3 protein-coding genes are annotated in these 1,739 nt (G+C 55.7%); 2 read left to right on the top strand and 1 reads right to left on the bottom strand.

What is annotated here, in order from left to right:
- Position 1 precedes the first annotated feature (1 nt).
- Both HY26_RS17905 and HY26_RS17900 read left to right on the top strand, forming a co-directional pair.
- The gene (locus tag HY26_RS17905) at positions 2-829 is read left to right on the top strand and encodes a type IV toxin-antitoxin system AbiEi family antitoxin (protein ID WP_112074261.1); all 828 of its coding nucleotides are present in this window, start codon (positions 2-4) and stop codon (positions 827-829) included.
- Positions 826-1,449: a nucleotidyl transferase AbiEii/AbiGii toxin family protein gene (locus tag HY26_RS17900; protein ID WP_112074260.1), complete on the top strand. Its 624-nt coding sequence runs from the start codon at positions 826-828 to the stop codon at positions 1,447-1,449. The genes HY26_RS17905 and HY26_RS17900 overlap by 4 nt, the downstream gene beginning before the upstream one ends.
- Here the strand turns inward: HY26_RS17900 and HY26_RS17895 are convergent.
- Positions 1,418-1,739, bottom strand: a 322-nt coding sequence (locus HY26_RS17895) for an ATP-binding protein (RefSeq protein WP_158531554.1), incomplete at its 5' end; no start/stop codon positions are given. The two genes, HY26_RS17900 and HY26_RS17895, sit on opposite strands and share 32 nt — an antisense overlap.

The following is a 1,739-nucleotide window of genomic DNA, read 5'->3' as shown; positions in this document are numbered from 1 at the left end:
AATGAATGAGGGACGCGAGGGTCTCAGGTCAAGTTATATCAGTGACCTTCTGTCGAAGGGGCGGACCGTATTTACGGCTGATGAGGCTGAAAAGGCGCTTGGTGTCGATCGCGGTGCCTTTCTCGATGCCGCTGAGAGGCTTCAGAAGCGAAAGCTGCTGCAAAGCCCACGGCGCGGCTTCTATGTGGCTGTTCCGCCCCAATATGCCGCTTGGGGAGCGCCTCCGCCATCCTGGTACATTGATGCGCTGATGCGCCACGAGGGCGAGCCTTATTACGTTGCCTTGCTCAAGGCTGCAGAGCTGCACGGCGCGACCCATCAGGCGGTCATGGAATTCCAGATCATTGCGGCCAAGCGAATGCCGAAGATACGCGCAGGGCGCAATCTGATAGCCTTCTATTATCGGAAAGATATGAACGCCGTTGAGAACGGTCTCGAAAGACGAAAGACTGATACCGGCACGATGCAGATATCGTCGCCTGCACTGACTGCGCTTGACCTGCTGCGCTATCCGCAGGCGACCGCCGGCATGGATAATCTTGCGACCGTTCTGGCCGACATGGGGCGCAAGATAGATCCGAAGCAGCTTGCCGCCTTGTCTAACAAATTTGAACGGCCAATCGTTCAACGTCTTGGATACCTGTTGGGTCATTTGGGACACGGGGGACTGACCGACCGCATGTTTGCCGCGCTCAGTCAGCGCGGTTCGCTGCCATGGGCGGAACTGGACCGCAACGAGGTCCGAGACCCGGATTTCATGTCCAAGCCCATGCGTCGTGACCCCAAATGGCGTGTCATCGTTCGCCGAATGCCGGAGATGGACGAATGATTCCCTTACAAAACATTGTTGCGTGGGGCGCGATTGTTCCATGGGCTGACAATCGGCAGATCGAGCAGGACCTGATCATCAGTCGGGCTTTAGTGGACATATTTTCCGACGACTTGCTCAAAAGCGAACTCCGGTTTCGAGGGGGAACAGCGCTGAACAAGCTGCATTTTCCTGCACCGCTTCGATACTCTGAAGACATTGATCTGGTTCGTGCCTCGTCAGGTCCGATCGGACCAATTCTTGACCAACTTCGGGTCGTTTTAGAGCCTTGGCTTGGTCAGGCGCGCTTTGATCAGAGTCAGGTCGCGCCGAAACTAAAGTTTCGTATCGATGCTGAGCATGGGGATGGCGTCCAGATAAGACTGAAAGTCGAAATCAACACACGAGAGATCGAAGCGTTTGACCCAGTTGAAAATTACACATTTAACGTGGAGAATCCTTGGTTCACTGGTGAGTGTCAACGCCGGAGTAAAACTACACCATTCGCCGGAGCAAAAGTGCACCAGTTTGAGAGCTTTGGCCGGAGTAAAAGTGCACCACTCGGGCGGTTAGCGGACGTTTGGTCGGACTGGTGTACGAGGATTTGGATCAAGCCTGTTTCGACTTGGCGCTGTGCTTGAGGCGGTAGCTGTCGCCGTTCATTTCGAGGATATGGACATGGTGCGTGAGCCGGTCGAGCAGTGCGCCGGTCAGGCGCTCTGATCCGAACGTGCTGGTCCATTCGTCGAATGGCAGGTTGGAGGTGACGAGGGTTGAGCCGCGCTCATAGCGCTGCGAGAACACCTCGAACAGGAGTTCAGCGCCGGTTGGCGACAGCGGCACATAGCCAAGTTCATCAATGATCAGGAGTGCGTATTTGGTGAGCTGTTTTTGCAGGCGTGGTCTGCCCCACTGAGGTGGTCCATCGCCT

The organism is Hyphomonas sp. GM-8P, from assembly GCF_003263315.1.
Lineage (GTDB): Bacteria > Pseudomonadota > Alphaproteobacteria > Caulobacterales > Hyphomonadaceae > Hyphomonas.
This window is presented reverse-complemented; position numbering and strand designations above follow the sequence as displayed.

Coding starts and splice junctions, on each gene's coding strand:
- HY26_RS17900 (WP_112074260.1), top strand. CDS start 826: ATGATTCCCTTACAAAACATTGTTGCGTGGGGCGCGATTGTTCCATGG.
- HY26_RS17905 (WP_112074261.1), top strand. CDS start 2: ATGAATGAGGGACGCGAGGGTCTCAGGTCAAGTTATATCAGTGACCTT.